Annotated in this window: 16 protein-coding genes and 10 pseudogenes; 16 read left to right on the top strand and 10 right to left on the bottom strand. The window is 41.5% G+C overall.

The features are described from left to right. Positions 1-77: 77 nt before the first annotated feature. A pseudogene (locus TT11_RS02590) lies at positions 78-1,498 on the bottom strand (solute carrier family 23 protein). A 520-nt stretch (positions 1,499-2,018) separates the two neighbouring features. On the opposite strand from TT11_RS02590, the pseudogene TT11_RS02585 reads away from it, so the two are divergent. Continuing rightward, positions 2,019-3,454 (top strand): annotated as a pseudogene (locus TT11_RS02585) (L-serine ammonia-lyase). Positions 3,455-3,580: 126 nt separating this feature from the next. Here TT11_RS02585 and TT11_RS02580 read toward each other — a convergent pair. The 3 genes and pseudogenes from TT11_RS02580 to xthA form a co-directional block, all read right to left on the bottom strand. Next, positions 3,581-3,979 (bottom strand): DUF4377 domain-containing protein, encoded by a 399-nt coding sequence (locus TT11_RS02580; protein WP_101204449.1) that lies wholly within the window; start codon positions 3,977-3,979, stop codon positions 3,581-3,583. A gap of 360 nt (positions 3,980-4,339) precedes the next feature. Then, a pseudogene (argJ, locus tag TT11_RS02575) lies at positions 4,340-5,563 on the bottom strand (bifunctional glutamate N-acetyltransferase/amino-acid acetyltransferase ArgJ). Between the two features lie 192 nt (positions 5,564-5,755). Continuing rightward, entirely contained in the window at positions 5,756-6,580 is an 825-nt protein-coding gene (xthA, locus tag TT11_RS02570) for an exodeoxyribonuclease III (RefSeq protein ID WP_261868971.1), read from the bottom strand. Positions 6,581-6,785: 205 nt separating this feature from the next. Here xthA and TT11_RS02565 point away from each other — a divergent pair, with 205 nt between their 5' ends. The 7 genes and pseudogenes from TT11_RS02565 (at position 6,786) to TT11_RS16905 (ending at position 13,651) form a co-directional block, all read left to right on the top strand. Next, positions 6,786-6,929, top strand: a complete 144-nt coding sequence (locus tag TT11_RS02565; protein ID WP_261868970.1) for a hypothetical protein — start codon at positions 6,786-6,788, stop codon at positions 6,927-6,929. 38 nt (positions 6,930-6,967) lie between these two features. Further along, positions 6,968-7,402, top strand: coding sequence for a hypothetical protein (locus TT11_RS02560; RefSeq protein ID WP_261868969.1), 435 nt, complete (start codon positions 6,968-6,970; stop codon positions 7,400-7,402). Beyond that, a complete protein-coding gene (locus TT11_RS02555) occupies positions 7,383-7,511 on the top strand; it encodes a hypothetical protein (protein ID WP_261868968.1) in 129 nt (42 codons plus the stop codon). Before TT11_RS02560 ends, TT11_RS02555 begins: the two co-directional genes overlap by 20 nt. Next, positions 7,501-8,220 carry an ATP-binding cassette domain-containing protein gene (locus tag TT11_RS02550; RefSeq protein WP_261868967.1) on the top strand — a complete coding sequence of 240 codons (720 nt, stop codon included), beginning with the start codon at positions 7,501-7,503 and terminating at the stop codon, positions 8,218-8,220. The genes TT11_RS02555 and TT11_RS02550 overlap by 11 nt, the downstream gene beginning before the upstream one ends. A 147-nt stretch (positions 8,221-8,367) precedes the next feature. Then, positions 8,368-9,192 (top strand): iron export ABC transporter permease subunit FetB, encoded by an 825-nt coding sequence (gene fetB / locus TT11_RS02545; RefSeq protein WP_261868966.1) that lies wholly within the window; start codon positions 8,368-8,370, stop codon positions 9,190-9,192. A 414-nt stretch (positions 9,193-9,606) separates the two neighbouring features. Then, positions 9,607-11,304: pseudogene (locus TT11_RS02540) on the top strand (AMP-binding protein). Between the two features lie 645 nt (positions 11,305-11,949). Beyond that, positions 11,950-13,651 (top strand): annotated as a pseudogene (locus TT11_RS16905) (AMP-binding protein). Positions 13,652-13,777: 126 nt separating this feature from the next. Here TT11_RS16905 and TT11_RS02515 read toward each other — a convergent pair. From TT11_RS02515 to sohB, 5 genes and pseudogenes are all read right to left on the bottom strand, one after another. Then, the gene (locus tag TT11_RS02515; RefSeq protein ID WP_261868962.1) at positions 13,778-14,608 is read right to left on the bottom strand and encodes an SDR family oxidoreductase; all 831 of its coding nucleotides are present in this window, start codon (positions 14,606-14,608) and stop codon (positions 13,778-13,780) included. 171 nt (positions 14,609-14,779) lie between these two features. Beyond that, positions 14,780-15,496, bottom strand: a complete 717-nt coding sequence (locus tag TT11_RS02510; protein ID WP_261868961.1) for a histidine phosphatase family protein — start codon at positions 15,494-15,496, stop codon at positions 14,780-14,782. 48 nt (positions 15,497-15,544) lie between these two features. Further along, positions 15,545-16,789, bottom strand: a complete 1,245-nt coding sequence (locus TT11_RS02505) for a phosphotransferase family protein (protein ID WP_261868960.1) — start codon at positions 16,787-16,789, stop codon at positions 15,545-15,547. 241 nt (positions 16,790-17,030) lie between these two features. Next, positions 17,031-18,280 (bottom strand): annotated as a pseudogene (locus tag TT11_RS02500) (acyl-CoA dehydrogenase family protein). A gap of 259 nt (positions 18,281-18,539) precedes the next feature. After that, positions 18,540-19,523: pseudogene (sohB, locus tag TT11_RS02495) on the bottom strand (protease SohB). A gap of 374 nt (positions 19,524-19,897) precedes the next feature. Between sohB and aspS the strand changes: the two are divergent. From aspS to TT11_RS02475, 4 genes and pseudogenes are all read left to right on the top strand, one after another. Continuing rightward, positions 19,898-21,725, top strand: a pseudogene (aspS, locus tag TT11_RS02490) (aspartate--tRNA ligase). A 67-nt stretch (positions 21,726-21,792) separates the two neighbouring features. Beyond that, on the top strand, positions 21,793-22,776 hold the full coding sequence (locus TT11_RS02485; RefSeq protein WP_261868959.1) for a lysophospholipid acyltransferase family protein: 984 nt from the start codon (positions 21,793-21,795) through the stop codon (positions 22,774-22,776). A gap of 234 nt (positions 22,777-23,010) precedes the next feature. Then, positions 23,011-23,728: pseudogene (locus TT11_RS02480) on the top strand (glycosyltransferase). Between the two features lie 82 nt (positions 23,729-23,810). Continuing rightward, positions 23,811-24,537 (top strand): annotated as a pseudogene (locus TT11_RS02475) (glycosyltransferase family 25 protein). A gap of 14 nt (positions 24,538-24,551) precedes the next feature. Here TT11_RS02475 and TT11_RS16900 read toward each other — a convergent pair. After that, complete coding sequence (locus TT11_RS16900; RefSeq protein WP_370587757.1) at positions 24,552-24,662, bottom strand: hypothetical protein; 111 nt, start codon at positions 24,660-24,662, stop codon at positions 24,552-24,554. Between TT11_RS16900 and TT11_RS16895 the strand changes: the two genes are divergently transcribed. From TT11_RS16895 to TT11_RS02465, 4 genes are read left to right on the top strand one after another with little or no spacing between them, the layout of a single operon-like run. After that, complete coding sequence (locus TT11_RS16895) at positions 24,621-24,812, top strand: glycosyltransferase family 25 protein (protein ID WP_370587756.1); 192 nt, start codon at positions 24,621-24,623, stop codon at positions 24,810-24,812. The genes TT11_RS16900 and TT11_RS16895 overlap by 42 nt on opposite strands. Further along, positions 24,809-25,357, top strand: a complete 549-nt coding sequence (locus tag TT11_RS02470; RefSeq protein WP_370587740.1) for a glycosyltransferase family 25 protein — start codon at positions 24,809-24,811, stop codon at positions 25,355-25,357. The genes TT11_RS16895 and TT11_RS02470 overlap by 4 nt, the downstream gene beginning before the upstream one ends. Before the next feature lie 32 nt (positions 25,358-25,389). Next, complete coding sequence (locus TT11_RS16620) at positions 25,390-25,779, top strand: adenylyltransferase/cytidyltransferase family protein (protein WP_370587755.1); 390 nt, start codon at positions 25,390-25,392, stop codon at positions 25,777-25,779. A 4-nt stretch (positions 25,780-25,783) separates the two neighbouring features. After that, a complete protein-coding gene (locus TT11_RS02465) occupies positions 25,784-26,635 on the top strand; it encodes a CDP-glycerol glycerophosphotransferase family protein (RefSeq protein WP_261868958.1) in 852 nt (283 codons plus the stop codon). Positions 26,636-26,641: the final 6 nt, after the last annotated feature.

Here is a 26,641-nt window from a genome sequence, read left to right as displayed (position 1 = left end):
ATGCGCTTTTTGTTAGATGAGATATGCTTTGACCATCTTTATTTGATAGGCGCAAACTTCACTCTCATCAGTATTACTTATTTCGCTTCAGAGCTTTGGTTAAACAAGGCATTCAACACAATAGCGGCTAAAGTAGCAGTACCGATACCGCCTAAATCAAAGCCACCCAAATGCAAGCTAAAATTACCAGTACCCATAATGACCGTTACTGCTGCAATAATCAGATTGCTGTTTTTACTAAAATCAATATGGCTATCGATCCAGATTTTTATCCCAGCAACCGTGATAAGGCCGAAGACAACAATAGAAGCACCGCCCAATAGAGCCGCTGGGATGGTCTGAATGATCGCACCAAACTTTGGTGACAGTCCCAATATGATAGCAACCAAACCTGCTACGACAAATATCGTCGTGCTATACACTTTGGTAACCGCCATGACACCGATGTTTTCAGCGTAAGTAGTAACACCTGTACCACCAAATCCTGCTGAAAAGGTCGTGGCTAAACCGTCCGCCAAAAATGCTCGGCCCATATAAGGAGTTACACGAGCCTTGGTCATGCCCTCTACTGCCTTAAAGTGCCCTAGATTTTCAGCCACCAAAATAAAGGCCACAGGTGCAATTAGGATAATAGCGCTCATCTCAAAGCGCGGCGTATGAATGCTTGGTAGTCCAAACCATGAAGCGGCGGCTACCGTACTAAAATCAATCGCAGTACCAAAGCCTAAAATATTGGTCATGACGAAATAAGCAACGTACGACAGAACCAGACCGACGAGTAGCAACAGACGACGCAACATACCGCGAGTAAATACTGCAACACCACTAATGAGCAATACGGTCAAGGTAGCCATCCAAGCATCAAACTGATTGGCAGACACGCTTGAATGGTCACTGGCGCCAAGTTAAGACCGATAATCATGACAATCGCACCTGTCACGATAGGCGGCATCAAACGCTCAATCCAACCTGTACCTGTCTTCATCACTAGCAGACCAATCAATGCATAAATGATACCGCAGGCCATAATACCGCCTAGCGCAACATTTAGATTGTCATTGAATCCTGCGCCTGCATAAGCGGTCACCGCGATGACTGGACCAATAAAGCAAAGCTTGATCAAGTAGCTCGGCATGCGCCCACCGGTAATCATAAAGAACATTACCGTACAGATACCAGACATCAAGATAGCTAAATTAGGATCGAACCCCATTAATAAAGGCGCAAGCACGGTTGCACCAAACATGGCAAACGTATGCTGTATACCTAGTAATACGCTTTTTGACGGAGGTAAATAGTCATTGATACCGACTGGATCACGATCCAAATCGCCCTTATAAGGACGCCATGTCGGGAACCAACGGCCATTTTCAAAGTCTGGATTGTGCGGATAATTGATAGCGGCTGAATCAATGCCTGCAGACTCCAAGGCATTTTGAGTCGATAGATCTTGAGCGCTATTGTCTGACGCTGATGAAGGGTCTTTTTGAGATGGCATGCGCGCTTGTCCTATGTGAGCTAAGCTAAAGTAATAGGCTAGAATAACTGATAAAATAAGTATATTAATAAATGGACATATTTCTAAGGGCTTGTATAAATAGCAGAACGTTAAGTCTTCCTATCTATAATATGTCATCCCAATTCATTCATTTATGTTGTAATATGACAAACCAAAAGTATTATTTGGTATGATAGCCATATCTTGCTAGATGTATGAATACGGATATGTCTGACTAAAAAAATTTAGTCTTTTTTAATCCGTCTTATTTTACGATGATAACCAACTTACAGGATGTTACATAGTTGTTGACTGCGAGCATGATAACGGAGTTTCAAAATAAATAAAAGTTATTATTCAACTGCCCTCAGTGCTCATTTACCTTATAACCTTCATAAATAGTGTCTCGCGCCCACCTATCAATGGTGACTAGGAGCGACGGCTGTCTATTATATTTTTCACAAAAGCGCCCAATGCCATAGATAAAATAGGCTAAAGCGCTTAAAATTTTTGGTGACTTATTATGATCAGTGTTTTTGATTTGTTTAAAATCGGCATTGGCCCATCCAGTTCGCATACAGTCGGACCGATGGTCGCTGCAAACTTATTTTTGACCTCGCTAACTGAGCAGATGGAACTGACTGCAATTAAGACCATTGAGATTGAACTGTATGGCTCTTTGGCGGCGACTGGAAAAGGCCATGCAACAGATACCGCTATCTTGTTAGGACTGCTTGGACACACGCCTAGCACGATAGACACACGTATGACCAGTAGCTACCTATCTCCTATCTTCTCTGACAAAATTCTCAATGTATCAGGCACGCATACGATTGCTTTTGATACAGAGCAAGACATCTACTGGTATGACGATACTGTGCTGCCTTATCACCCTAATGCATTGACGCTACGCGCTATCTCAACTGAAGGCGTTCGCTATCAGCAGACTTATTATTCAGTCGGTGGTGGTTTTGTCATTAATGAAGAAGATGCGACTAACCCTGACGAAGATCATGCCAGTCCGACCATCGATAGAGTTCCCTATCCGTTCAATAACGCAGCAGAGCTACTAGAGCAATGTCGTGAGCATGATTTGAACATCAGCGAATTGGTACTGGCAAACGAATGTCACTTCCATGCCAAAGAAGAAGTATTTGCTTATCTAGATAGCATTTGGGAAGTGATGCAAGACTGCGTCAAACAAGGCTGTGAAAATGGCGGCATCTTGCCGGGCGGATTAGATGTAAAGCGCCGTGCCCAAGATTTGCATACGCAGCTGTGTGCGGAAAAAGACCAACCTATCACCAAGACTGATAAGTTAGCCGCTATGGACTGGTCGATTTGTACGCGCTCGCCGTCAATGAAGAAAATGCCAATGGCGGAAAAGTAGTCACAGCGCCAACCAATGGCGCAGCAGGTATCATTCCTGCCGTACTGCACTACTATCGTGATTTTTTGCCCAACTACAGCCAAGATGGCGTTCGTAAATTTTTGCTAAACGCCACTGCTATCGGTAGCCTTATCAAGCAAAATGCTTCAATCTCTGGTGCTGAAGTCGGTTGCCAAGGTGAGGTTGGTTCTGCATGTGCAATGGCAGGCTCTGCACTGGCAGAAATAATGAATGGTACGCCAGCCAAATGCCTAAATGCAGCAGAGATTGGAATTGAGCATAATCTAGGCCTTACCTGTGATCCTATTGGCGGACTGGTACAAGTGCCTTGTATCGAGCGTAATGCGATGGGTGCAGTCAAGGCAATCAATGCAGCACGTCTAGCCTGTAGAGGTAATGGTCAACACTTCGTCTCTTTGGATAAAGCGATAGAGACGATGAAGCAAACAGGTGCCGATATGTCTGATAAATATAAAGAGACGGCACGAGGCGGTCTGGCGGTTTATGCTGATAATAGAATCCCTACAGCAACGCGCGGTGTTAGCGTCAACTACAGTCAATGCTAATCCGACTTCTCGAGAAATAATTTACTAACAATAAATACGTAAAAAGGCCTCTGATTCGTTAGAGGCCTTTTTGTCATGTATAACTGCTTTTATAACTGGTTTATCGTCTATATAGTGCTATCAATATTATTCAGCAGTTTTTGATACCACTTCGTTTAGAATCCATACTGGCTGCACTACGTTTGAGCCTTCTGCTGTTACTGCTTCTTGGCGTACATCTAGGACATAACGATAGTTCGGCTCATAGGTAAAGCCTTGAATATTACCATTTAGCGTGGTGTAGTTTTTCTGATAAGTTTGACGATACTGTAAGCACTGTGATTCAACCATGCTACCATCAGTAGCAGTCAAGTCGCATACTGCTTTACGCGGTGCGATTTCTACTTCAAAACTTGGGATGTTTACTACTTTTACATTCATAGGTTGTCCTTCAACAACCATCGTGCGCTCATCATCCATACTCATCGTAGAGCAACCAGAAAGGGCAAAAGTTGTCATCAATGCTGCAAGTGCTAATTTCTTCATTATTCAATCCTCAGATAATTGTTATTGATTCTTTATTGATAGCTTAGTTACTGGCTTATCTATTGATTTAGCTAATAATTCATTGCTACTTAGATAAACTTATTATTTTGAACATCTTATTTTGCTTTGCTACAAGCTAACAAGGTCATTTGCTTCTTACTGAAACCAGTATAGGTCGCTAGTCGTCTTACCCTCTATGACTGCTTTGTAAAGTAACGTCAGATTTTGCAACTGATGTTAACAAAGCGTATTGAATAGCAGAGTGATTTGCTACTGAGCATATGTTTGACGTTAAAAAGCCAGAACAATATCTGTTCTGGCTCTTATACAACTATACAAATTATGTTTTATTGAAGAGTACTAGCTACGATAATCAGCGTTTATTTTGACATAATCGTATGACAAGTCGCAGGTATATACGGTATCGCTAGCATCACCACGTGCAAGGTCGATATGAATGGTAATCTCAGGTCGGCTCATGACTGTTTTGCCCGCCTCCTCTGTATAGTCAGGTGCAACACCGCCATTTTGACAAATCATTACCTCGTCTAGATACACATCAACTTGCTCTGTATCTAAATTTTCGATACCAGCATAGCCCACTGCTGCTAATATGCGTCCCCAGTTAGCATCACTGGCAAAGAATGCCGTTTTTACTAAAGGTGAATGTGCGACTGCATAAGCCACATCGCAGCATTCTTGCGTGGTTTGACCGCCAGTCACCTTGACCGTCATGAATTTAGTAGCGCCTTCGCCATCACGTACAATCAGTTGTGCCAGACGAACAAACACATCAGCCAATGCATCAAATACAGGCTGATAATGTGGATGCTCTGGACTATCAATCACCTCTGAGCTAGCAGCACCTGTTGCGATTAACACACAACAGTCATTGGTTGAGGTATCGCCATCGACAGTAATGCGGTTGAAAGACTGCTCATTGATAGCGCTTAGCATTTCTTGCAATACGTCAGCAGCGATATTAGCATCTGTCGCCACATAGCCTAGCATAGTTGCCATATTCGGGCGTATCATTCCTGAGCTTTAGACATACCAGTAACATGATAGCTAATAACTGCTACATCAATTTTTTTGGCTGGCCAATTTAGGAATAGTATCTGTCGTACGAATGCCATTAGCAGCGGCTAGCCAGCTATCAGACGCTAGGTTAGCCAATGCATTATCCAGACCTGCGATGACCGCATCACTATTTAGCGGCTCACCAATCACGCCGGTAGAGAATGGCAATATCGTATTAGTATCTACACCGGCCTTTTCAGCCAATGCTGTACAAATATCAATGGCACGGCGCTTACCATCAGCGCCCGTACCTGCATTTGCGTTACCCGTATTGGTGACTAAATAGCGCGGACTGACCTTAGCAAAGTGCTCACGCAATACTCGCACTGGCGCGGCGCAAAAGGTATTTTTAGTGGTTACAACCGCAGTAGTGGCCTTGTCAGATATTTCGATAACTACTAGATCGTCGCGGTCCTTATAACGGACACCTGCCGCTGTGGCACTGAGTTTGATACCATCGATAGGATAGATAACGTCAGGTACTGATACATTTCCAACAGCCATAATAAAATCCTTATTTTTCAATTTTTATCGTTATTTACGGAATACGAAGTGATAAACACTACAGTCAGTTCAAGACAGTTCAGATCCAAGAAGAACTAGCTGCAGCACTACAATAAGCAGACTGAACAAGCTAATCATCGTATCTAATTGACATGATAATTGACTATATGTAGGTATCACGGTATATAAGTATTACGGTTTCTTTAGGTCAAACGCTGACCAAATCGGTGCATGGTCAGACGGTTTTTCCATAGCACGTAGCTCATAACTGATACCAGCATCGATACATTTATCGATTAAGTCTGAAGTGCATAGGATATGATCAATACGTAACCCGCGCTTAGGTTCATCATTGAAGCCGCGACTGCGATAATCAAACCAGCTGTATAACTCGGTGCTCTCTGGATAATGCAGACGGTAAGTATCTGTCAGCTCACGTGACATCAATGCTGAATACCATTCACGCTCTTCTGGCAGAAATGAGGTTTTTCTATTTTTCAGCCAACGCTTAGCATTAACTTCACCAATACCAATATCGATATCTTCTGGTGCGATATTCATATCACCCATGACGATAATCGAACGACCCTCCGCTTTTAGCGTATCAATATAAGCCATCAAATTGGCATAATAAGCGCGCTTCATTGGAAATTTAGTTGGGTGATCTTGACTTTCTCCTTGCGGAAAGTAACCATTGAGCACATCTACTTCACGACCTTCAAACTCATAACGTGCATGGATAAAGCGCTTTTGGGCTTCTTCATCTTCGCCAGGGAAGCCCTTTTGTATGAATACAGGTGCAGCTTTGGATAACAGTGCAACGCCGTAATGCCCTTTTTGTCCAAAATACTCGACGTGGTAGCCTAGGCTTTCGATATTGCTAAGCGGAAATTGATCATCATGAACCTTGGTTTCTTGTAGGCCCATGACATCAGGATCGATTACCTCGCGCACCGCCTCGAGCTGATGCTGACGTGCGCGGATACCATTGATGTTAAAACTGACAAAACGGGTCATAAACTGTCCTATACTGATTGGTTAGAATATAGCGCTCTATAAATGGGGGAAATATAAACGGCTATGATAACAAATGTGAGCGGTTCTAGCGGTTGCATGGCCTGATATCTTGAGCTAGAGTAACTCTATTATAAGCACTATCTATTATTGGTCTATCTGAAACACTTTTATTCAACAATACTTATTAAAAATATCGAGCATCACTATGACAACAATGAAGCAAAAAAATACGACATCAGCCATGAATGATGACATCAAACCATTATTTGCTAAAGATTATAACGTCTATATTAACCATACTGATGCTGGCGGTATAGTCTATCACGCCAATCATTTGGTGTTTTTTTGAAAACTGCCGACGCGACTGGTTTACTGAGCTGGGCTTAAATGGGTATTTTTTTGCAGACTGATAGCGGTGAAGTGCAGCATTTTGTCGTGAGTCAGGCAGACTTGCAATACAAAAGAGCCATTCTATTAGATGAGGTAATCAGCGTACGTATTGATAAAGTGGAGCTAAAACCTGCCAGCATCATCTTTTACCAAAGTATATATCGCAATCTACCAAATCATAGTACTACCGAAACAGATGATAGCCAGCTACTAAGCAGCACCAAAATCGTCATTGCCTGCGTACAAAATCTCGTCAAACCAGAGCCAATGAGTAATGATGAAATAGGCAGCGATAAACCAGATACTTCAGCGACAACCCCACCAATGCGTCCTATTCGTGTACCAAAAAAAACTGCGCGTTACGATCGAACAGGCTATCGACGAGCAAGTGAATGGTCAGCAGTAGAACGCTATGAGCATAGATACGGATAGAGTGTTGCTTGAATTTGATAATCTATGGGTACATAGCCAACGAACGATACGTACTCATAGCATTAAAGATAGCAAAGAAGCACTGAAAAAAACCTTCTATGCCGTCTAGCATTTATCAAAAGTGGACAAGCAAGCTAACCGCAAACACTTCACTGGATAAAGAGCCATCAACTCATGATCGAACGCTAATAAGCGATGCGAGCGGTACGCTATTGTCAGGGCAAGTCACTGTTTTGACAGGAGCGTCTGGTAGCGGTAAATCAGTACTATTGCGAATATTAGCAGGATTATTGCCAATGAGCAGCGGTACTGTTCGTTTGCACGATGACACGTCGAATAATGTTTATCACGATATTCATGAGACTGCACCTGTACGGTGGCGCAAGCAGGTCGCCCTACTTGCTCAGCACCCACAGCTGTTAGACGGTAGTGTCCTTGAAAATTTACAAATACCTTATCAATTGCACGCTCACCAATCGCAGACTTTTGATAGAGACTGGCATATTGCTCAGCTTGAACATTTGGACAGAAGTGCAGACTTTTTGCAACAAGACGCCAAGCACTTATCTGGTGGCGAGCGTCAACTGGTCAATACATTGCGTCTATTGCAGCTTAGTCCACAAGTTCTATTGCTAGATGAACCAACTGCTGCTTTGGACATGGACACTTCAGCACAGCTAGTCAACTTACTTATCAACTGGTTGCACACAGATGCACAGCGCACACTCCTATGGGTGACTCACGACACAAAAGATATTATGCCTTTGGCAAATAGACACTGGCACATGCAAGCAGGTGTACTTACCGCAGACTCTTGACATCCTCTTGATTGGCAATATTTAATCAAATGAGTAAGTCTTCATATAGCTGCTCGGACAATTTAGCACGTTAATAACTTCAACCCTCACCATGTACTATTACCATAATTACTTCCTAAATAAGCTCATACGAGTGGTACGAATGATATGCAAATTTTTCTCACTTATAGTGATATTGCTCTTGCTAGCAGCCTAATTATCATTGTATTACTCATCTCTTGGCGCTTACGTTTAAGACTAAGCAAGACCCTTTTGATAGCGGCACTTCGTACGATTATACAGCTTAGCTTTATTGGGCTGATACTGGCGTGGATTTTTGCACGTGAACAATGGTATGAAGTACTACTTATCTTAACGGTCATGACTCTAATTGCAGGAAGTGCCGCCAAAAATCGCGTTAAACGTAGCTATAAGGGGTTATTAACAGATACGCTATTGGCAGTCGGTATCTCAGCAATACTAGTAACGGCGATTGCGATTATAGCAATTTTGAATGTGCAGCCTTGGTATACACCGCAATTCATTATTCCTATATTAGGCCTGATATTAGGGAACTCTCTGACTGCTATTTCGTTGACGAGCAATCAATTGATTGAATCCTTTCATGAGCAATCAGGGCGTATCGAGATGATGCTCAGTCTATCTGCTAAGCCATTCGAAGCCGTCCATGAGCAGATAAAAGCAGCTATCACTAATGGCATGACTCCAACTTTAAACTCTATGCTAGTCGTCGGTATTGTTAGTTTACCAGGCATGATGACGGGTCAAATCCTAGCAGGCGCCGATCCTACTCAAGCCGTACGCTATCAAATAGTTACTATGTTCCTGATATGTGTCAGCAGCACGCTTGGCTGCACTATCAGTGCATTACTCATTTATCGACGTTTCTTTAATAAAAAAAGATCAATTTATTTTACCGCAATAATCTTAGCATCTACATTCCTTTGTGTTTTGTCAGCTCACCAATATTAATTATCTAATCCTTCTTTTGTCAGCCAGCAAAGTTACTATATTCTTATAAGCTAATATATGTACTGATCAGTATCGCTTACTGTTATTGTTTTAGACTAAATTCATGCTAATGTATTGCTTAAATGTATCGTTTTTTTGATACTTTATTTGTGAGCAGCAGATAAATAGTTTTAGAACGAGCATTATTTTTATTACTGAACTTTTTATTTATTTGTTCTATTTAATGCTTTATATAAATACTCATTGAATAAAATGCTGTGACAGCAGCAAAAAAACTAGCTATTAATCAAGAGACAGGGATGCTATTGAATATGGTATATACCACCTAAATAAGTGGTGGTTTGTACTATTGATAGATTGACAAATACCTTCTTAAAATACTTTAGCCTATATCAAATCGCAAGGATGCTAACTATGATATCGAACAAACCTTGGCTTTCTCAATATCCAGCCGGTGTGCCAAAAACCATTAATCCCGATAGATATAGCAGCATCATGGAGCTGTACGAAGAATGCTTCGATCGCTTCCGTGGGCACCCAATGAGCATCTGTATGGGAGTGACTCATACCTATGGTGATATTGATAACGCTTCAATGGCAGTCGCTGCTTGGCTACAGAACCAAGGCTTGCCAAAAGGTAGTGTCGTCGCTCTCATGATGCCAAACGTTCCACAGTATCTACAACCATGATTGGGATACTGCGTGCAGGCTATGTGTGCACCCCTGTCAACCCACTATATACTGGCCGAGAATTACGCCATCAGCTGAACGATTCTGGTGCTCAAGCAATTTTTGTGGTTGATAACTTTGCCCAAGCGCTTGAGCAAGTCATTGAAGAAACAGCTATCAAACGTGTCATCCTATCGAAAATGGGCGATATGATGGGTTTGAAAGGTATTTTGGTCAATACGATTATTCGTCAGGTCAAACGTTTAGTACCCAAGTACAATCTCAATGATCCTAAATACCACGTTACTAAGTTTCCTGAAGTATTGAAAAAAGGTAAAAACTTACCTTTTCAGCAACCAAAAATGTCTTTGGATCAAAAAGCATTTTTACAATATACAGGCGGTACCACAGGACTTTCGAAAGGCGCTATTTTGTCACAGCGTAATATCGTAGCAGCAGCGATGCAATCCGAGGCATGGACTCGCCCTATCACATCAGAAATTAACGAAGTGTATATCAATATGGTGATGGCGCTGCCGCTGTATCATATATTCGCATTCATGCTTAGCCTACTTGGTATGCGTTCAGGCTATACCTTTATACTAGTCCCTAATCCACGCGATATTCCTGGATTTGTTAAAACCTTATCAAAACAACCGTTCCATATTTTCCCTGCAGTAAATACCCTCTTTAAAGGATTGCTCGATAATCCTAATTTTAAAGATTTGGACTTTAGCTCTTTACGTATCTCACAAGCTGGTGGTATGGCGGCTACTGAGCAAACTGCGAATCGCTGGTTAGAAGTAACTGGCTGCGCGATGATCGAAGGTTGGGGTATGACAGAAGGCGTTGCAGTCGGCACCGCCAACGTTATTACCAATCGTGAGTTTAACGGTACTATCGGTGTACCGGCACCTGGCGTAGATGTTATTATTATCGATGAAGACGGTAGACATGTAGATTTAAATGAAGGGGGCGAGCTATGTATTAAAGGCCCTAACGTAACCTCTGGATATCTGAATAGAGACAGTAGTGCTGATTTTACTAGTGATGGTTATTTCCGCACTGGTGATATCGTCAGCATGGATGACAAAGGTTATATTAAACTGCTAGATCGCAAAAAAAGACATGATTTTGGTTTCAGGCTTCAATGTATTTCCAAACGAAATTGAGTCCGTGATGCTTGATTGTGATGGTATTCTTGACTGCGCGGTAATTGGCATTCCTGATAGTCATCAAGGTGAAGCGGTCAAAATATACGTAGTACCTGAAGACAATAATGTTACCAAAGAAGTGATTACAGATTTTGCGTTAGACAATCTAACGGGTTATAAGTGTCCACGTCACATTGAGTTTGTGAGCGACTTACCAAAGAGTAATGTCGGTAAAGTACTGCGTCAAAAATTGCGTGAAAAACACAATGCAGACTACCCTCAAGTATAAATAGAGACAATTTTTAAAAAAATTCTAAAAACATGAATTTATTTTTACTAAAGGCATCTTACAGTAATTGTAAGATGCCCTTTTTGTATATTTATTTTCTGTCATTCAACTATAAAATTTCTCTATTATAATTACTACAAATCTACTTTCATATTCAGTTATATGACATTTTTTTGAATAAATTTCATGTTAATTACTTGATAAGAAAGTAAATTATTTGTCTAGGCATTTTTTTAATTATTCAACATATATTGTTTCATTTATCAAATTTAACTGTAAACTATCAAGTTCTTGTATAAGAATAACAGACACGGTTGTAGTTATGTTAATGTATTGCCAAAATGTGTCACTATACTTTCTGTTATTTTGATCTTATATAATTATGATTCATATCGATTGATTAGCAGCATTACTAGTAGCTATTTTCATTACCAAAACATTAATTGGTTTTTTTAATCTGATGAGCTATTTATGCTCTGTGATTAAATCAAACTTTATAAGGGCCCCGTATTTTAGCAGTATGTGAACATATAGGATAGCACTCGACAATTTCTTGCTAACGGAACAGCGATTTAAATTGTTGACATGGATGTGACTACTTTTTTATAGAGCCTTAATTTATTTTAATATTTAAGGACGCTAATCATGACTGTAGATAAACCTTGGCTTGCTCAATACCCAGAAAATGTACCCAAGACGATTAATCCTGATCAGTATGAAAGCCTCATAGAGTTATATGAAGAGTGTTTTAACCGCTTTCGTATGCATCCGATGACTATCTGTATGGGTGTGACGCATACTTATGGTGATGTTGATAACGCTTCACTGGCAGTAGCAGCATGGTTACAAGCTCAAGGTTTACCTAAAGGTAGCGTAGTGGCTCTCATGATGCCGAACGTGCCACAATACCTACCGACTATGATTGGTATTCTGCGTGCAGGTTATGTTTGTACGCCGATAAACCCACTATATACGGGTCGTGAACTGCGTCACCAATTGAATGACTCGGGCGCTCAGGTTATCTTTGTTGTTGACAACTTTGCCCAAGCGCTTGAGCAAGTTATTGAAGAGACCAATATCAAACGTATCGTGCTATCGAAAATGGGCGATATGATGGGTCTGAAAGGTATTTTGGTCAATACGGTGATTCGTCAGGTTAAACGCTTGGTTCCAAAATACAACCTGAATGACCCTAAGTACAATGTCACTAAATTCCCTGAAGTATTAAAAAAAGGGAAAAAAACCTACCGATTCAAGCACCAAAGACTACCCTACAACAAAAAGCGATTTTGCAATATACAGGTGGTACGACTGGATTATCTAAAGGTGCTGTACTAACTCAACGTAATGTCGTTGCTGCGGCTATGCAATCAGAGGCATGGTATCGCCCTGTGACCTCAGGTATAAATGAGGTATATATCAATATGGTTATGGCTTTACCGCTGTATCATATTTTTGCCTTTATGCTGAGTTTGCTCGGTATGCGTTCAGGTTATACCTTTATCCTAGTGCCTAATCCGCGCGATATGCCAGGGTTTGTCAAAACCTTATCAAAACAACCGTTCCACATCTTCCCTGCAGTCAACACTCTATTTAAAGGGTTACTTGACCAACCAAACTTTAAAGATTTGGACTTTAGCTCGCTACGTATCACGCAAGCAGGTGGTATGGCGGCAACTGAGCAAACCGCAGCACGTTGGTTAGAAGTGACTGGCTGCCCTATGGTTGAAGGTTGGGGTATGACTGAAGGCGTGGCTGGTGTACTGCCAACGTTATCACTGACCGCAAGTTCAACGGTACTATTGGTATACCTGTACCGAGTGTCGATATTATCGTGATTGACGAAAACGGTGAGCGTGTTGGCATGCATCAAGCAGGCGAGATGTGTATCAAAGGTCCAAACGTAATGTCAGGATACTTTAATAAAGACAATAGCAATGACTTTACTCGTGATGGCTACTTCCGCACTGGCGATATCGTTAGCATGGATGAAAAAGGCTACTTTACTCTACTAGATCGCAAGAAAGACATGATCTTAGTTTCAGGCTTCAATGTATTTCCGAATGAGATCGAATCTGTCATGCTTGATTGTGATGGTATTGTCGATTGTGCCGTAATTGGTATTCCTGATGAAAATCAAGGTGAAGCGGTTAAAATTTATATCGTACCTGCCGATAATAACGTCACTAAAGAAGTCATCAAAGAATTCGCACTTGAAAATTTGACTGGTTATAAATGTCCACGTCATATTGAGTTTGTCAGTGAACTACCAAAGAGTAATGTTGGTAAAGTACTACGTCAAAAGCTGCGTGAACAGCATATGTCAAATAATCCTCAAACGTTGTAATACTTGCTCTGCTATTTCAGAGCAAATAGAAGAAGCCTACTATTATTGTAGTAGGCTTCTTCTTTTCTACCTTAGGAAACCAATTTTATTAACTTAGTTTATTCATTACTTGTAATGGCAAGTGCTTCATCGCATGGCTGACCATAGACCAAGGCAGGCTCGGCACACAGGCTTCATCCACACCCGCTTCGATAGCTGCGACAATTGCTTTAGTACCCGTATCTGTATCGACTTCGAACGGTAATGGCTTAGAGCTTCGTTGATTTCGGTGCGAATATAACCTGGGTAAATCGTAGAAACTTTAATAGGTAAATTGGTCAGAAGCATATCAGCACGAATGCCTTCTGCTAAGTGAGCCAAACCAGCTTTACTTGCCCCATAGGTCGTCAGATGCCTAGGCAATCCGCGCATGGCTGACATGCTCGATATCACGACCAAATGGCCATTGTTCTGAGCACGGAAGATATTCATGGCGGCTTCACACTGTGCCAGTGCGGCGACAAAATTGACATCAGCAGTGCGACGATTGGTTTCAAAATGCCCTTTACCAATGCGGCGACTATCACCAATGCCAGCATTGACCACTACTCGCTCAATGCTACCAAAGTCATCTGCAAAAGCATCAAATACTTGAAAAACCGTATCATAATCACTCACATCTAGTGCTTGGTATTCGACTCGGATATCAGGGTACTTGTCCATCATCTCTGATTTTAGATGCTCTAAACGATCAGTGCGACGCGCACATATAGCCAAGTTGTAGCCAAGGCTAGCAAACAGTCTAGCCATGCCCTCGCCCAGACCTGAACTGGCACCTGTGATAAGCACCGTTTTACCTTTGCCTACTTGCTGCTGACTCAAGTCTTTTAGATAGCTTGCAGGTCGAACCGCACCTACTATCTGGTTTTTGCTATGGCGCGCACTTTTAGCAACCAATTTTATTAATTTGTTTTGCATGTACAGTCCTTTGTATATCGATATTGCACAGAATCAAATCGGTATTTCTTAGTATAAACGTCGATAAGGCTTATACTTTAAACAGATATGACACTATATTAACCGTAAAATTACGCGCAAAATTATCGCCATGTCACGAATGGTTTACCATCAGAAAATAAATGACTGTATTCATTCAAAGATAACAAGCGAGAACTTTGATTTTTTTAAAGTAATAGAGGTCACACCCGTATTAACCAAGCTTTTATTCAGCTGATAAGCGGTCTGACTGCCTTGTCGCAATAACTGTGCAGTGATTGCAGCAATGACACCGCCTGAAGTGAATATGAGTACGGTGCTGTCCTGATCTAAGCTCATACTTGCTACTTTTGTACGTACTTGTTCAAGGGCTTGCTGTGCACGATCATTAAACTGTGGCCAACTTTCAAGATAGTCTTGATCATTGTCACCAGCATGCCAGCGCTGCATCGCTTGATCAAATAGCTCAGCCAGTCGGGTAGCTGGCGATTCTGCTTTGGCGATTTCAGCTGAGATATCAGATCGATTGCCCGATGCCTCTGCTGACTTAACGAAGACGTCTTTATGATTAAATTCATCAAATTGCGGCAGAATATAACTATCTGGCTGATCAAAGTTGATTGCGGGCGCAACAGCTGTGCCATTGCTATTATTGGCATGTACAGATGATTGGTAACGCTCCCAAAAATGACGTGCTGAGTCTTGCTGTCGAACCAACCTACCAGTAAATATGGCATCGATGCGGCGCTGTGTGGCTGCATAGTGCTGACCTAGCATTTGGGCTTGGATAGTACCTAGTTCTGAGAGTTGATCATAGTTTTCTTGTCCAAAAGACGCTTGGCCATGACGTGCTAAAAGTATGGTTGTCATAAGTTATTACCTTATATCATATTTGCTAAAGTACGGTTTGCTGAATGCTTACGCTTCAGGAGAGTCAGGTGCTTTTGCAAAATAACCTTTTGGTAAAATACTTTTGACCACCTTTTGAACAGGGCTTGGTAACTGCTCAATAGCAGCAGCATCTACGCCTATGTCTTCTAAATGCGGCTGCACATGCGCATTGAATAAAGCTTCGCCTTCGTATTGCGCAACCAGTTTCAAACATTTAGCATGCATGACATGTATAACGAGCCAAGCGTTTTTGAACGCTGGATTAGTGGTTTGCTTATGATAATAACGATAGTAGATTTGCTGAATAATGCCTGAGAGGCGGAACAATCCGAACACTTCATAAAAGGTCCAGTTATCTATCTTTAAACCTGACTGTTTTAGATAATATTCAACCACTTCATCGCGCGTCATCATGCCTTCTAAATGTGTTGGCTGACGACGGAACTGCTGCATGATGATATTATCATCTTCTTCAATCCAGTAAGCCAACGCACTACCTAAGTCCATCAATGGATCGCCAAGGGTTGCCATCTCCCAGTCGAGCACGCCAATAACTTTGGTCGGCTCATCTGCATCAAGTATGACATTGTCAAAGCGCCAATCATTATGAATGATACAAGTTTTGCTATCAGCTGGTGTGTGCTTAGCAAGCCATTGTCTGACCAATGCAAAGCTCGGTACGTTTGGCGTCTTTGCTTTGACATACCGTTTATCCCAACCACTGATCTGGCGTTCGCAATAACCTTCACCGCGGCCCAAATTGACCAAATCAGGATGCTCGGTATAGTCTATCTGATGCAGCTCTACCAAAGCGTCTAATACATTGGTGCAAAGCAGACGCGTTTGCTCAGGATTTAGATCGATACCTTCTGGTAATTCTGCACGAGGAATAATACCTTCCATCCGCTCCATCACATAAAAGTCAGCGCCGATAACAGCTTCATCCGTACATAGCGCAATCATCTCAGGTACATAAGGATAAGCATCTTTTAATGCTTTTTGAACGGTGTACTCACGCACCATATCATGGGCAGATTTTGCCTTGGTACCTTTTGGTGGACGACGTAATATGAGGTCTTGGTTTTTATCTTCACCCTCATACTGTAGTCGATACGTCCAGTTTGATGCGCCGCCTGAGAACTGAGTGACCGTAGGCTCGCCTACCACGTCGACGCCTTGACCGCGAAGCCATTCACTGACTGCTTTGGCATCAAGCTCTTCACCTTCGCGTACGGCACCGCCTTTGTCTAGTACTTTATTATCAGTTGCCATGAGACATTCCTTATCATGTGGTCATTTATTTTTATAACAGATATGCGAGCCAGTTCTCAATTCAATTTATCTCATTCTTCTCGCTATTTTTGAAATGAGGACTCGCTCTAGTGATGAAAAATTCACTACTAAGTTGTTAATAGTGAATTCTTAATTAGCATTTTGATTGGCTTATTCTTGATAGTTGCGTGAGCAAATCAAAACTAACTCACACAACCGTTTGTTAAGATCAAACTTAAGACTAAGCTTTGTCAGATTTAGCAGAACGACTAAAGCCCTGACGTTTTAACTCTAATTTAGCAATCATGGTTTTATGTACTTCATCTGGACCATCTGCCAAACGTAGTACACGTGCTTGCGCGTAGAAATTCGGTAGCAAGGTATCTTGACACACGCCCATACCACCATGAATCTGAATCGCCATATCGACGACTTCTTGTAGCACAGTTGGCGCCACTACTTTAATAGCAGAGATTTCCGTCAATGCGGCTTTGGTACCCTGAGCATCCATTTTTTTGGGCGGCGTACAATGTGAGCAAGCGTGCTTGGTCGATTTTGATACGGGCTTCGCTGATACGCTCAAAGTTACCACCCAATTGTAGTAATGGCTTACCAAAGGCAGTACGTGACATACCACGCTTGACCGCTAACTCAAGAGATTTTTCGGCAGCACCGATACAGCGCATGCAATGATGAATACGACCTGGCCCTAGACGACCCTGGGCAATCTCAAATCCCTTACCAGGTCCACCAATAAAGTGGCTGACTGGCACACGCACATTTTCAAAGCTAATTTCACCATGGCCGTGCGGTGCATCATAATCACCAAACACTTTAAGCATACGTTTAATATTTACACCTGGTGTGTTGACTGGCACAAGTACCATCGAATGCTGATGATGACGGTCTGCACTTTCATCCGCGGTATATGCCATCACAATCAAGACATCAACCGCTGGATCACCAAGACCAGATGACCACCACTTGCTACCATTGATGACAATCTCATCACCATCTACTACGGCGGTTGCTTGCATATTGGTTGCATCACTTGAAGCCACGTCAGGCTCAGTCATACAGAATACAGAGCGTGTCTTACCTTCTAGGATTGGGGTAAGCCACTTGTCTTGCTGCTCTTGAGTACCGTAACGCCATAATAGCTCCATATTACCGCTATCAGGTGCATTGCAGTTAAATACATGAGGTGCTAGCAAACTACGACCAGTCAACTCTGCGATAGGCGCATAATCAGTGACTGATAGTCCTGCACCTAATGTGTCATCTGGCAAGAATAAATTCCACAAGCCTCTTCACGTGCTTGCTTGCGTAGGTTTTCGTAGGCTTCTGGCCAATCCCAGTTTTCCCAATTGCCATCAGGGTTTTTCTTATGACAATCTTCCAGAATTGGGCTTCGATAGGCTCAATATTCGTTTCGATGAACGCTTTGACTTTGGCATGCATGGCTTGACCATGTTCTGTTGCGGTAAACATTAAATTGTCGTTAGACATAAATGACTTCCTTTTCTTTATTGATTGTCTGAATCAAATGTTGATAAAAAGCTCTACTAGAGCTTTAGTGCACGCACGTATACTGTTTTCCGTGAGCTACATTTATAACACAGCAATTGTCAATAAACAGCAAAAAGGCGCGACCAGCTAGGCCACGCCTTTTTACAAAATATAAACAATGTATCTAAAAATTTCTGAGCACTAAAGCACCCTTACTTAACTATCATAATGATAACTAACATTATTTCAGAATATTTAGGCGACTATTTAAATCAAAACGTGCAAGTGCATCAGGTAATTTATCTACGGCCATGCTCAGTGTCGCTTCTGCTGCTTGAGCCAATCCTAATTTTTCTGCCAACGTCGGCTTCTGACGTGAATATAGTGCGTACACTTCGTTGTCTTCCATACGTTCCAAAATATAGCTGTCTGAAGTCTGTAGACTATCAATTAAATTAAGCTTTAACGCATCTTCGCCATACCAATGTTCACCCGTAGCTACTTTGGCAACATCGAGTTCTGGACGATAATTGTTTACGAAGTGTTTGAATAGCTCATGCGTCTGCTCTAGCTCTTCTTGGTATTTGGCACGGTCTTCGGCATCATTCTCACCAAATACAGTCACCGTACGCTTATAGTCACCAGCGGTAAACATCTCATAATCGACGTCATGGTTTTTTAGCCATTTATGGAAATTTGGCAGCTGCGACACCACACCGATTGAACCAATGATAGCGAATGGTGCGGCTACTACCTTGTCTGCTACACAAGCCATCATATAACCACCGCTCGCCGCCACTTTATCAACACAAACCGTCAATTTTAAGCCAGCATCCTTTAGGCGAACCAACTGTGCTGCGGCCAAACCATAGCCGTGTACCAGACCACCGCCTGATTCGAGACGGACGATAACTTCGTCACCTTTATTTGCGGTACTAATTAGAGTACTGATTTCTTCACGCAAATGTTTGACTGCAGTTGCTTTTATATCACCGTCAAAATCGAGCACAAAAACTTGTGCCTTGTCATCGGTATGTTTTTTTCTTATTTTTAGTCTTTGCTTTCAATGCTTGCTTGGCTTTTTTTGGCCATGACTTTTTTTGAACTGTTTGAGGGCAGCTTTGCCTTGGGTGGCTTCCATCAAATCTTCACGGCGCTGCTTTTGAGCATCATTTAAGTGGCGTATTTTAAGCTCAACAGGGTTTTTAGGGGGATGAAATAGCATGGTTACAAATCCTCAAGTCAGTAAATATATTGATATGGCTGTTTTTATTAGCGTGCGGTTGATATGTGCACACTAAGCGGTGTTTTCAAGCATGATGACAATATTTAACCCAATATAAATATCACTGAATAAATACGTTAGATACTTGCAGACTACTGTTCTTTGATTGAACTCAGCCGGTTGTATAACAAAGGCAGATTAGGCATAATATGCGTTTATATCAAATTTTCTGCAGCCAACGTGATGACCATATGTCTTAATCGCGTTGTTTGTGTGTTTTTTTTGCAAATAGCTTGAAACGCACAGCAATGGCTGCATTATTGTACTTCGAATTGGGCTGATAACTGGATAACCATATTATGACGCAAAGCACTATGACGCATAGCGAATACCGAGACGAATATTGCGGAGCCGTAACCGAGAGCTTGCTTGAGCAAACCATTAGTATCGTAGGCTGGGTACATCGTCGTCGCGATCACGGTGGCGTGATTTTCTTAGACATGCGTGACCGCGCTGGTATCTTACAGGTCGTGGTCGACCCTGATACCCCAGAAGCTTTCGCAGCAGCTGATGCTGTACGTCCTGAATACGTGCTAAAGATAACTGGCCGCGTACGTCGCCGTTATGAAGGTACTGAAAATAATAGTATGACCAGTGGCCAAATTGAGCTATTGGGCAAAAAAAATTGAAGTACTGGCTAAATCTGAAACGCCGCCATTCCCATTGAATGACGAAAAAAACGACTGTATCTGAAGACCTGCGTCTAAAGTATCGTTATCTTGATATGCGTCGTCCGCAAATGCAAGAGCGTATGGTGTTCCGTGCCAAGCAACGTCAGCGATTCGTCGTTATTTAGACGACCATGGTTTCTTGGATGTTGAGACGCCTATCTTGACTCGTGCAACGCCTGAAGGTGCGCGTGATTATCTTGTACCATCACGTACTCGTCCAGGTAACTTCTTTGCCTTGCCGCAGTCACCACAGCTATTTAAGCAATTATTGATGGTGTCAGGTTTTGACCGTTATTATCAAATTGCTAAATGCTTCCGTGATGAAGATTTACGTGCTGATCGTCAGCCTGAATTTACTCAGGTAGATATTGAGACTTCTTTCTTGAACGAAGAAGAAATCATGAACATCAACGAAGGTCTTATCAAGCATTTGTTTAAGACAATGATGGACGTTGAGTTCGAGCAGTTTCCACGCATGACTTACGCAGAAGCAATGCGTGACTATGCATCAGACAAGCCTGACTTACGTATTCCTCTAAAGTTGGTTGACGTTGCAGATTTGATGAAAGACGTCGATTTCAAAGTATTTGCTGGCCCTGCGAACGATCCTAAAGGTCGTGTGGCTGCCCTACGCATTCCTGGTGGCGCATCATTAAGCCGTAAGCAAATCGATGCTTATACCAAATTTGTTGGTATTTATGGCGCACGCGGTTTGGCTTACATCAAAGTCAATGACGCTAGCAGCATCAACAACGGTGTGGATAAAGAGTCAGGCCTACAGTCTCCAATCATCAAAAACATGACTGATGACGTGCTTGTGAGCTTGATCGAGCGTACTGCTGCAGAAGATGGCGACATTATCTTCTTTGGTGCGGATAAAGCCAGTGTCGTGAACGATGCAATTGGTGCATTACGCCAAAAAATCGGTCTAGATCTTGAAATGACGACTTGTGAATGGGCACCACTTTGGGTAACTGACTTCCCAATGTTTGAAGAGACTGACGATGGTCGTTGGACGTCAATGCATCATCCGTTCACTAAGCCTAAAGGCTCAGTTGAAGAGTTGAAAAACAACCCAGAATCTGCCCTTTCTATCGCTTATGACATGGTATTGAACGGTACTGAGATTGGTGGTGGTAGTTTACGTATCAATACTTACGATATGCAGCAAGCTGTACTTGAAGCCTTGGGCATTGGTGAGCAAGAAGCTGAAGACAAGTTTGGTTTCTTACTTGATGCTCTAAAATTCGGTGCGCCACCGCATGGCGGCCTAGCATTCGGTTTGGATCGTTTGATTATGTTGATGGTAGGCGCAAGCTCTATCCGTGACGTTATCGCCTTCCCAAAAACCAAAACGGCTGATTGCCCATTGACTCAAGCACCTGCTGGCGTTGATAGCAAACAACTACGTGAGCTTGGTATCCGTGTGCGTGAAAAAGCACAGGCTGATACCAACAAGCCTGCTGAATAAATCGTTTGATGATGCGCGGTTGCTGTCTACAGTGCTTGCTACGTGATTCATTGCCATGTGAGTGGTCATGAATCCGTATCATATTTTCAAAGTCGTGCCATTGTCTGTATTGCAGATGCTGGCACGTTTTGTTGCGTGGGTTATCATTAAGATACCCAGTCTAAGTATCATGCGTACCATTCAGATCAATATGGCGCTGATTACTCATACACTGTCTGAGCAGCAAAAGCGCGCATTGACCAAAGACATTATTTATCATCAATGTTTGACCAGTATTGAATCTATAAAAAGCTGGGCGATGCCACCTGAGTGGAGTATCGCTCAGATTCGTGATGTCCATAATAAAGACATTTTTTTAGAGGGTCTTGCCAATCCAAATGGCATGCTTGCTATCGTACCGCATCTCGGCACTTGGGAGATGATGAATGCTTGGCTCAACCAGTTTGGTGCGCCAACCATTATGTATAAGCCAGTTGACGGCAAATTCGCTAACGATTTTATCCTTCAAGGACGTGCGCGACTCAACGCGACTTTGGTACCTACTGATGGTAGCGGCGTTAAAGCCGTGTTTAAAACACTCAAGCAAGGTGGTTTTAGTATCGTACTGCCAGACCACGTTCCAGAGCCATCAGGCGGCGTTGTCGTTCCGTTCTTTGGTATCGAAACCCTAACTAGCACCCTTGCCTCCAAATTGGCAAGCAAAACCAAATGTGCACTGGTTGGCTTATCTTGTATTCGCCGTACCGATGGACGCGGCTTTGATATTTACTGCTACAAACTCGACGATCCTGCTTTATACGACCGTAATACTGAAGTGGCGACTCACGCTCTCAATCAGGCCATGGAGCACATAATTAGGGACAATTGTAGTCACTATATGTGGGGCTATCGACGTTTTAAGCATATACCAAGTTTGAATAATCCTTATCAGGCAGATCAAGAGACGTTAGCGGCCTTTATCAAATCTCACCATTCTAACGTTTCTAATCGTTCTGCTAGCGATATCAACGATAGCGTTAAAAATGATAACACTAAGCTCGACAATCATTAGTCATCACCAACCTAGCGTTGCACTATTTAGACATACCATCAGTTTAGACGTACCATCAGTCACAGCTATGCTAATATTGGCTGAACTCTATATTCTTTTACTTTTATTAGTCCTTCATTTATCTGACTATTATCTCAATACGAGTGCACTATGACATCTGACGTAACTAAGAATTCATCTACAGATCCTAATCAGACCAGCACAAATGTTGCTGAACAGCGTTATATCATCTGTATGAAATGGGGCGACAAATATGGTCCTGAATACGTCAATCGTCTCTATAACATGATTAGTCGACATCTAACCTTAGATTTCCAAATGGTTTGCTTGACCGATGACAGCACAGGTATTGACCCTGCGATTGCCTGTTATCCTATACCCGATATGGATTTGCCAGCAGGTCCGGAACGTGGTTGGAAAAAACTGACTACCTTTAAGCCTGAGCTATATGATTTAAAAGGTGTGGCCCTATTTTTAGATATTGATATCGTCATTGTCGATAATATCGATGCGTTTTTTACTTACCAAGCTGAGCATGAGGACAGTGTCGTCATCATCCGCGACTGGAAAAAAACCTTGGCGCATGATTGGCAATAGCTCTGTTTATCGCTTTAATATTGGCATGAATACCTATCCTGATTTGCTGTCCAATTTTGAGCGGAACTTTGAAACCATTCGCACCCAAGTACGTCACGAGCAGGCTTACCTCTCTAACTATTTGCGTGAACATCACCACCTAGAGTATTGGGATAAGACATGGTGTGTCAGTTTCAAGTACCAATGTATTGCGCCGATTCCTTTTAACTTTGTACGCACACCTACTCTGCCGGATAATGCAAAAATCGTTATCTTCCATGGTGAGATTAACCCGCCCGATGCAATTGCTGGTAGTGGCGGTAAATGGTATCGACATGTGAAGCCAAGCCCATGGTTAAAAGACCATTGGCAATGATGATTGCTTTTTATATGAAATTATGAATTGGACCTCTGCAAATAGCAATCGTGTTAAAGGACATTAATACTTAATGAGAACTATGAAAATACAGACCTATCTAATCAATCTTGATGGTAGTAATGAGCGGCTGGAAAGTGCCAAACAACAACTCGATAGCATCGATTGGAGTTTTGAGAGGTTTCCTGCTTTTGATGGACGTGGCAAACCACTGTCTAGTTTTGAGGATTATGACGACCGGCAAGCAAGACAGACTCTCGGTCGTAGCCTTTTAAACTCCGAGATCGGTTGCTATCTTAGCCACTATCATTGTGTGTCGGCATTTTTAGAGAGCGATGCCGACTACCTAGTCGTTTTAGAAGATGATATGCAGTTGTCTAATTATTTTAAGAGCGTTACCATACAGTTGTTAGATTTTTTTGTACGCCAATAAAAATCTGGAGTGGCATTTAATTAATATTGCCGCTAATAAAAGAAAGCTAGCGAAAGATATTACCCAAATTAATAATCATACTTTGTGGCATGCTTATTATTTTCCTATTTTAGGCCTAGGTTGATATGGTCTAGAAAAGGGGCAGCAGAGTTTATAGAAAAAGGCAAAACGATTACCATGCCAGTTGATGTGTTTTTTCAAAACTGGCTCAGCCAAAGCGCTAAAGGTTTGGGGGTTTGGCCAGCGTTGGTCACGCCCACGGATATGGACAGTGATATTTGGAGTGAAGCAAAAGCAAAAAAACATCCAACGTAAAGAGCTAGAGAATAGAGACTGGTCTTATAGCTTAAAAAAAGAAAAAAAGAATACTGCATAACAAAAGTATTGCCATCAAAAACTCATATTCCCATAAGTAGCCCTTATATTATGAAAAGTATCGTTATCAGCCTTAAATCTGCTATAGACCGTAGACAGCATATCACCCACGAGTTCCAAAACCATCATATTGATTTTGAGTTTTTCGACGCTTTGACGCCAGATATAGCGGCATCATACGCCAAAAACTTGCCAATCAACTTAGAAGACAGCAACCTTACAGCTGGCGAGCTTGCGTGTATGATGAGTCATGTTTCAGTTTGGCAAAAAAAATGATTGATGAGAAGATACCCTATTTGGCAATCTTTGAAGACGATGTTTATTTGGGCAAGGATGCCGAGTTTTTACTAAATTCATCTGACTGGATAAAACGAGAATGGCATATCATTAAGATAGAAGCCTTTACTAAAAAGGTCTTTGTATCGTCTGATATGTATCCTATAGAGTCAACGAATCGGTATATAACTCAATTAAAGGGCGAAAACTTAGGAACGGCAGGCTATATACTTACTTTGCAAGGCGCACAAAAGTATCTAGACTCTCTTGCTCAGAATCAACTACGACCACTTGATGAGCTGATGTTTGATGACTTTATCGCTTGCGGCTCAGAACCTGTGTACCAGATGATGCCTGCGTTATGTATACAAGAAATGCTTTTAAATAAAGAAAAGCCCGCGCTCCCTAGTGCGCTTGTAAAAGAGCGCAAAGATCGTATGCACTCGGAGAGAAAAACAGGTCTACACAAAGTTAAACGAGAGACTTCTCGGCTGATGCGTCAAGCAAAAAAAACATTGTTTGCTAAAGAAGTAATGTTTCAGTAAATATTTTGCATACTACAAAGAGATATATATGAATAAAAAAAGTAATCACTTTCGGCACCTTTGATTTATTTCATATCGGTCACTTAAATATCTTAAAAAGAGCTAAAGAATACGGTGATTTTCTAACTGTTGGTATCTCAACCGATGCTTTAAATTTTGATAAGAAGCAAAAAAATCCTATTTATTGCCAGTCATCTCGGATGGAAATAATTAAATCTATACGCTATGTTGATGAAGTTTTCTACGAAGAGTCATTGGATCTAAAAAAACAATATATTATAGATTGTAAAGCAAATATTCTAGTCATGGGTGATGACTGGAAAGGACGGTTTGACTTCTGTAGTGATATTTGTGAAGTTATATATTTAAGTCGTACACCTTCAATATCTACGACAGAAGTAATCGAACTAATAAAAGAATAAGCTTATGATTGACAAAGTATTGAAGAGAGTTATTTATTTAGTTTCAGGACTATTCAGAAGAAATCCTAAAAAATGGATATTTGCAAGTCACAGTCCTTTTTCCGATAACAGTCGCTACTTGTTTGAGGATGCATACAACCCTTACAATATTCGCAAGATATGGATAGCAAAGAACAAAAGTGAATATTTCTATATTTCCTCATTAGGCTATGAATGCTATATCAAAGGTAGCTACAAAGCTATTGTTCACAGCTTTACAGCTAAATACTTTATATATACCTGTTACATCTCTGATATAGGTTTTCAATATAGTAAAAATGCTATCGCAATTAACTTATGGCATGGCATTCCTCTTAAAAAAATTGAGTTTGATATCAAAAAAGGTCCTTTAACGCGTAAGTTTGATGGCTCTATCAGAAGTAAAATAAAACATCCTGAAATCTATAGGGCTGTGAACTATGTTTTGTGCCCCTCTAATTTTGTATATAGCTATTCTTATAGAAAAGCTTTTAAAATTAGTAAAAACCAAATCCTAAACTTTCCATATCCACGCACTGTTTATCTAAAATCACTAAAACCATCCGATAGTAAGGAATATGTATTTCTTTATGCACCTACTTGGCGTGATACTGAAGTCGATTTTTTAAATAGCGACTATTTAGACTTAGATAAAATCAATGATTTTTGCCAAACAAACAACTGTCTCTTTAAAATCAAACTTCATCCTAATACTAAAAATAATATCAATACAACCATGTACAATAACATTATATTTATTGACGGTTCTACAGATACAAACATATGTTTGTCTGAAGCTGATTGCTTAATCACAGACTACTCTTCAATATTTTTTTGACTATTT

Origin of the sequence: Psychrobacter sp. JCM 18901 (genome assembly GCF_000586435.1) — a bacterium.
Lineage (GTDB): Bacteria > Pseudomonadota > Gammaproteobacteria > Pseudomonadales > Moraxellaceae > Psychrobacter.
The sequence above is the reverse complement of the archived record's forward strand: the minus strand, read 5'-3'. Positions and strand labels throughout refer to the sequence as shown.

Coding starts and splice junctions, on each gene's coding strand:
- TT11_RS02580 (WP_101204449.1), bottom strand. CDS start 3,979: ATGAAGAAATTAGCACTTGCAGCATTGATGACAACTTTTGCCCTTTCT.
- xthA (WP_261868971.1), bottom strand. CDS start 6,580: ATGACCCGTTTTGTCAGTTTTAACATCAATGGTATCCGCGCACGTCAG.
- TT11_RS02565 (WP_261868970.1), top strand. CDS start 6,786: ATGACAACAATGAAGCAAAAAAATACGACATCAGCCATGAATGATGAC.
- TT11_RS02560 (WP_261868969.1), top strand. CDS start 6,968: ATGGGTATTTTTTTGCAGACTGATAGCGGTGAAGTGCAGCATTTTGTC.
- TT11_RS02555 (WP_261868968.1), top strand. CDS start 7,383: ATGAGCATAGATACGGATAGAGTGTTGCTTGAATTTGATAATCTATGG.
- TT11_RS02550 (WP_261868967.1), top strand. CDS start 7,501: ATGCCGTCTAGCATTTATCAAAAGTGGACAAGCAAGCTAACCGCAAAC.
- fetB (WP_261868966.1), top strand. CDS start 8,368: ATGCAAATTTTTCTCACTTATAGTGATATTGCTCTTGCTAGCAGCCTA.
- TT11_RS02515 (WP_261868962.1), bottom strand. CDS start 14,608: ATGCAAAACAAATTAATAAAATTGGTTGCTAAAAGTGCGCGCCATAGC.
- TT11_RS02510 (WP_261868961.1), bottom strand. CDS start 15,496: ATGACAACCATACTTTTAGCACGTCATGGCCAAGCGTCTTTTGGACAA.
- TT11_RS02505 (WP_261868960.1), bottom strand. CDS start 16,789: ATGGCAACTGATAATAAAGTACTAGACAAAGGCGGTGCCGTACGCGAA.
- TT11_RS02485 (WP_261868959.1), top strand. CDS start 21,793: ATGAATCCGTATCATATTTTCAAAGTCGTGCCATTGTCTGTATTGCAG.
- TT11_RS16900 (WP_370587757.1), bottom strand. CDS start 24,662: ATGGTTTTGGAACTCGTGGGTGATATGCTGTCTACGGTCTATAGCAGA.
- TT11_RS02470 (WP_370587740.1), top strand. CDS start 24,809: ATGATTGATGAGAAGATACCCTATTTGGCAATCTTTGAAGACGATGTT.
- TT11_RS02465 (WP_261868958.1), top strand. CDS start 25,784: ATGATTGACAAAGTATTGAAGAGAGTTATTTATTTAGTTTCAGGACTA.